9 protein-coding genes are annotated in these 5446 nt (G+C 57.2%); 6 read left to right on the plus strand and 3 right to left on the minus strand.

Features of this window, described 5'->3' with window-relative positions; genetic code table 11:
- Positions 1-197 (minus strand): DUF4372 domain-containing protein (locus tag D573_RS15035; protein ID WP_038039944.1); only part of this gene is annotated, 197 nt, incomplete at its 3' end.
- A 218-nt stretch (positions 198-415) separates the two neighbouring features.
- Between D573_RS15035 and D573_RS0113630 the strand changes: the two genes are divergently transcribed.
- Both D573_RS0113630 and D573_RS0113635 read left to right on the plus strand, forming a co-directional pair.
- On the plus strand, positions 416-1429 hold the full coding sequence (locus tag D573_RS0113630; RefSeq protein ID WP_255346782.1) for a RelA/SpoT domain-containing protein: 1014 nt from the start codon (positions 416-418) through the stop codon (positions 1427-1429).
- 27 nt (positions 1430-1456) lie between these two features.
- Positions 1457-1729: a hypothetical protein gene (locus tag D573_RS0113635; protein ID WP_231367880.1), complete on the plus strand. Its 273-nt coding sequence runs from the start codon at positions 1457-1459 to the stop codon at positions 1727-1729.
- 386 nt (positions 1730-2115) lie between these two features.
- On the opposite strand, the gene D573_RS0113640 is transcribed toward D573_RS0113635, so the two are convergent.
- Positions 2116-3105, minus strand: coding sequence for an IS481 family transposase (locus tag D573_RS0113640; protein WP_018939142.1), 990 nt, complete (start codon positions 3103-3105; stop codon positions 2116-2118).
- 247 nt (positions 3106-3352) lie between these two features.
- Between D573_RS0113640 and D573_RS0113645 the strand changes: the two genes are divergently transcribed.
- From D573_RS0113645 to D573_RS0113660, 4 genes are read left to right on the plus strand one after another with little or no spacing between them, the layout of a single operon-like run.
- Positions 3353-4378 (plus strand): transposase, encoded by a 1026-nt coding sequence (locus tag D573_RS0113645; protein WP_018939141.1) that lies wholly within the window; start codon positions 3353-3355, stop codon positions 4376-4378.
- Between the two features lie 25 nt (positions 4379-4403).
- Positions 4404-4649: a DUF4160 domain-containing protein gene (locus D573_RS0113650; protein ID WP_018880060.1), complete on the plus strand. Its 246-nt coding sequence runs from the start codon at positions 4404-4406 to the stop codon at positions 4647-4649.
- Positions 4621-4878, plus strand: a complete 258-nt coding sequence (locus D573_RS0113655; protein ID WP_026182014.1) for a DUF2442 domain-containing protein — start codon at positions 4621-4623, stop codon at positions 4876-4878. Before D573_RS0113650 ends, D573_RS0113655 begins: the two co-directional genes overlap by 29 nt.
- Before the next feature lie 60 nt (positions 4879-4938).
- Positions 4939-5190 (plus strand): BrnA antitoxin family protein, encoded by a 252-nt coding sequence (locus tag D573_RS0113660; RefSeq protein ID WP_018939140.1) that lies wholly within the window; start codon positions 4939-4941, stop codon positions 5188-5190.
- Here D573_RS0113660 and D573_RS0113665 read toward each other — a convergent pair.
- Positions 5171-5446 (minus strand): integrase core domain-containing protein (locus tag D573_RS0113665; protein ID WP_018939219.1); only part of this gene is annotated, 276 nt, incomplete at its 5' end. The two genes, D573_RS0113660 and D573_RS0113665, sit on opposite strands and share 20 nt — an antisense overlap.

Consider the following 5446-nt stretch of genomic DNA (forward strand, 5'->3'; position numbering starts at 1 on the left):
TCGTTCATCAGCGCGGACTCGATATCACGCAGGCTGTGCCGCTGGCCCACATGCCCAACCACCAGAGCCAGAAACTGGCTCCAGCGGGACAAGGCGTCGCTGCGCCGCGGCCCATCCAGCTTCGTCGCCAGTCGCTCAAATTCAAGTCGCGGCACGGATTGGAGAAGCTGACGAAGTACAGTAGCATGGTAGGCCATAGCCCGATTCCTCGTTTCGATTCAACGTTTTGTGGTGAAACCATTGTATCGAAAACGGCCCAGGAATCGGGCTATCTCGTTGAATTAAGTGGGACAGCAGTGGATGGGCCCCGTGATTCCAAACAAGATAGAAATGACTATTCTATGCACACCACGAGAACGCGGTGACGAGTGATAAGCGCTAAGAGAGACGAGCAATTCACATTAGGAATATGAATATGTCGGAATTTCCCGGTGGCTCAAAAAGCCGCGTGAATGTAGCAGGCGAAAACGTCCGGGCGGGAACGGCTAGTTCAGATGATCTTCGGTCTATTGAGGACTGGCGGGCGGCCCACCGAGCCGTTCTTAATACGTTTCAAGCAAGTCTTCGAACAAGGACTAGAAACCAATCGATTGTAGTTGCCCAGAGGCATAAGCGTCGAAATACAATATTTAACAAATTACAACGTCTGCCGAAGATGGAATTGTCCAGAATGGACGATATTGCTGGCTGCAGGCTAATTTTTAATTCAATCGACGAGCTTTATAATTTCCGTAAGCAGTTCCACAAGGCTAGGTTCAAGCATAAGCGGAAAAATGAGATTGATAAATATGACTATATTAAGAACCCGAAAGATACAGGGTACAGGGGAATTCATGATGTCTATTCCTATGATGTAAATTCCAAGAACGGAGACAAATATAAAGGGTTGCTGATTGAAATTCAGTATAGGACGTTGGTGCAACATGCTTGGGCCACAGCTGTTGAGGTTATTGGATTTATCACGGAAAACCAGCCAAAGTTCCAGCAAGGTGATAGGCGTTATTTGAATTGCATGTCGCTCGCAAGCGAGATTTTGGCCAGGGTTTGCGAAGATAATAAGGGTCCTCACCCGGATTTATCTGACGGTGATTTGCTGAAGGAATTTGAAGCCCTAGACAATGAGTTGAATTTAATTCGGACTCTGACAGGCCTGAACACCGCCGAGACTGAGGCCACGAGAAACCGAAATACCATTCTAGTATTTAAGCCCAATGGAGATCTGGAGGTCTTTTCTTATAGGGACTCAACTGAGGCCCTAGACGACCTATTCAGGCTAGAAAATGAAAATCCAGAGCTAGATATAGTTTTGGTAAAGGCAGATTCAAGCGAAGAAATAAGAATGGCATTTAAGAATTATTTTTCTGATGCGAAAGACTTTGTCCGGCTTTTGATGCAAGCAAAAAAAGAGATTTATGAATCGTTGAATTAAAGGAGAGCCACGAAGAAGGGGATGCCCATGAGTTCAGAAAAAGAGGACACCCATGATTTCTTGACGGAGGGGGTGGATGCCGTGGTAATCGGATATGGGTCTGGTGGGTTCGGGTTTCTAGTCCTGGCTGTGGTGTTGGGTTGCCCGGCTCTGTTCTTCCTTGGTTATGTCGAACTAGCGTTCTTTTCCCTGGGTGTTGGAATGTTCTTGATGCTGTCATTGGTCGCAGCTGTCGTGGTTCTGATTAATAACAGGGAACAAGATCGAGAGGATAGAGAACTCAAAGATAGATCTGATTAGCTGTCCGGGTTCGGCAGGCGAAGAAGAGGATACCCATGATCTCTTGGGTATGTAGATGGAGGCGTCAGTGGCTTTCCGCTGATTGTCTTTGGGTTTTTAGGTTTGATATTAGTGATGTGATATTTGGGGCCGATTTTGGGTGTCAGGTTTACGACTATTTTGGGTATTATGCTGTCGGTTTTCCTAGTGACAGCTGGCATTTATGAGGGTGATTTGGTGGTGGCGTATTTTGGTGGGGTGATTCTGGGGGCTGGTCTTGGGAGCTTGATGGTTGAACTGGGAAAACGCCGAGTTAGTGGGCCTTTCTTCATGCTATCGGTTGTGTGTTTCATTTTGGCGTTAGTTGAGTCGGGGTCTTCAGCGGGTCCCCTCTATCCCGGTGCGTACTAGCTGTCAGGTCTCGCCTGGTCATATACACGTTTCCGAAACAAATCGGGGCGTTCATGCTGCCAGGCCTTGAGGGTTTCCACCGGCGTCCGATGTCCCAGCGCCTTCTGGCCGATGTGATGGTTGTACAGCCGCTGGTAGTGCCGCAGCGCCTCATCCAGGTGCTGACCGGAGTCGAAGTGGCGAGTGCGCAGCAGATCGGCGATGCGCCCGTTGAAGCGTTCGACCATGCCGTTGGTCTGGGGCCGCTTGGGCCGGATCAGGCGATGCTCGATCCCGTGCTCGGCACACAGCTGGTCGAAGGGGTGATGCCCCGTCGGCTCGCGCTCACCAGTCGCGGCAAAGCGGTCGGTGAACTCCTTGCCGTTGTCGGTGACGAGGTGGGTGATATGGAACGGCGCTTTCTCGAGCAGCTTCTTCAGAAAGCCGCGCGCGGCCTCAGCGCTCTTGGTGCGCCGCACCTCCAGATAGACCCAGCGGCTGGCCCGGTCGATGGCCACGAACAGGTAGCCACGAGACGTCTGGTCCGCCATCTGCGGCAGGTATTTCACGTCCACGTGCACAAAGCCCGGCACGTAGTCCTTGAACGGCTTGTACGCCGGTTCCTCGGGCTCTCCGTCGCGCTCGCGCTGCAGGGCCCGCAGGTCGCCCACGCCGTGCCGGCGCAGGCAGCGTGCCAGCGCTGCCCGACTCAGCTCCGGGTTCAGGAACTCGCGCGCCACGATCAGCAGGTCATCCAGCGACAGGAGTGCGACCTCGCGCACCTGGACCACAATCGCTTCCTGCTCCGGTGTCAGGGTCGTGTGCAGCCGCTTGGGGCAATGAGACCGATCTTCCACGTCCCGGCGGTAGCGCCACTTGCGCACGGTCATGCGGGTAATGCCGTAGCGCCGGGCCAGCTCGGGGTCGCTCACGCCTGGCGGCGCCTCCTGCAGCTCCCGCCGGATCTGGGGTGTGGTGCGCGCGTTCGAATGGATCGTACTCGCCATGCTATCCGTCCTGCGTGGGGCCTTCGCACACGATACTCAGCCACTCCCGGCCACGAAACAGGGGCGCCTTCTCGTGCGGTATAGAATCATCCGTTACCCAACAACTAGCGAACACCCACGAAAGAAAAACGAACATAAAAACGGCAAAGAAGAGAGGGGCAAGAAGAGGACACCCATGATTTCTTGACGGTCTGAGTGGGCCGGACTAGGTTTCAGGGGGAGTGCATGGACCAGGGAGGGTCCGGATATGACGCGAGCCAGGAAGGAGCTCGTCTCGGTCGAGACGACGCCGTATTACCACTGCATTTGTCGCTGTGTTCGCCGCGCGTTCCTGTGCGGCGAGGATTTCTATTCGGGCAAGAACTACGAGCACCGGCGCGGCTGGGTGCTCGAGCGGCTGCGCGCGCTTCAGGACGTGTTTGCTTTGGAGGTGTGTGCGTACGCGGTGATGTCGAACCACTATCACCTGGTGGTGCGCTTGGATTCAGACTGCGCGACGGCGTGGAGCGAGGACGAGGTGATGGAGCGCTGGGAGCGCTTGTTTTCGTTGCCGCTGCTGGTGACGCGGTACCGGGCGGGCAAGACGGGCACGGTGGCCGAACGCGAGAGGGCGCAGGCGCAGATCGCCCTGTGGCGGGAGCGCTTGCAGGATCTTTCGTGGTTCATGCGCAGCCTGAACGAGCATCTGGCGCGGCGCGCCAATGCGGAGGATGGCTGCAAGGGCCGCTTCTGGGAAGGCCGATACAAGAGCCAGGCGCTACTGGACGATGCGTCGGTGCTGACCTGCATGAGCTACGTGGATCTGAACCCGGTACGCGCGGGGATGGCGGATACGCCTGAGGCGTCCGATTTCACTTCGATCCAGCAGCGTATCCGAATGCTGGCTTTCGATGGCGACGGGCAGGAAGGTGAGGCTTCTGACGAGGCCCAACCCAGCCTGACGGTCCTGGGCCGAGAAGGCGATGACCCGCACACCAATGCAGTGGTGTTTACGACCGAGGATTACCTGGAGCTGGTGGACTGGGCCGGGCGCGCGATCCGGGAGGACAAGCGGGGCGCCATCCCGGAGCATATCCCGCCAATCCTGGAGCGCCTGCAGATCGATCCGGCGCAGTTCGTGCGGCATGTCGGCAAGGGGCGGGGTACCTACCACGTGGCGGCGCTGGGGTGTGTCGAGCGTATGCGTGCGGCGGTCCAGCGGCTCGGCCGGCGAAGTATCAAGGGCATCGGGGTTTCGGGACGGATGTTCCTGGCATCACCTGGGTGCCGTTGATTGCCTCGGTTAGCGGGAGGCCTCAATGCCGACGGTGTTCAGGGATGGACCGTACCGCTACTACTGGTTCAGCCATGAGCCGGACGAGCCGCCCCACGTGCATGTAGACCGGGGCAAGTGCTCGGCAAAGTTCTGGTTGCGCCGTGTGGCGCTGGCGCGGAATATGGGGTTTCCGGCGCACGAGCTGCGTCGGATTCGAGAGGTTGTCGAGCGTCGGCAACCGGAGTTGTTGGAGGCTTGGAATGGGTTCTTTGGCCACGAACGCGGATGAGCGTGTTGCCTCCGTGGATTTCACCGAGCATGACCTGGTGGTCGGCCTGATGGACGGTCGACGGATTTCGGTCCCGCTCGAGTGGTACCCGCGTCTGGCTCATGCAACACCCGAGCAGCTCCGGACCTGGGAGATCTGTGGCGGGGGCTACGGAATCCACTGGCCTGAACTCGACGAAGACCTCAGCACCGAAGGATTGCTGCGAGGCGCACCGGCACCCGCCCGCTGAGGCTTACTGGACCAGGGGCCGATATTTTCGACCTTTTGTCACCTTTCGAGCGAGCCATCTATGAGCAATATCAAGAAGATTCCTGAGTTCCAGGACGAGGCAGAAGAGCGGGCGTTCTGGGAGAGCCATGAGTCCAGCGAGTACGTCGATTGGAACCGCGCCGCGGCGGTTGAGCTCCCGAATCTCAAGCCTTCTACCCGGACGATCTCCCTGCGCTTGCAGGAGTCGCTCCTCGACCGCATCAAGATCGAAGCCAACAAGCGTGACATGCCCTACTGTCGACTTCCCCGGATTAGGTCCACGCATAACTAGAGGTTTCCGGGGTGTGTAACTGCCGGTATTCGACCGGCGTCAGGTCCCCCAGCGCGTCGTGAGGGATGGTTTCGTTGTAGTCCTGCAGCCACTGCTCGGTGTGTTCCCGGACTTCGGTCAGCGTTCGGAAGACGTAGAGGTCCAGGACCCCGCGGCGGTAGCTGCCGTTGAACCGTTCGATGAAGCCGTTCTGCATCGGTTTGCCCGGCTGGATGAAGCTCAGTTCCACGCCGCGCTGGTCGGCCCAGTCGGCGAT

Origin of the sequence: Thioalkalivibrio sp. AKL9, assembly GCF_000377825.1 — a bacterium.
Taxonomy (GTDB): Bacteria; Pseudomonadota; Gammaproteobacteria; order Ectothiorhodospirales; family Ectothiorhodospiraceae; genus Thioalkalivibrio; species Thioalkalivibrio versutus.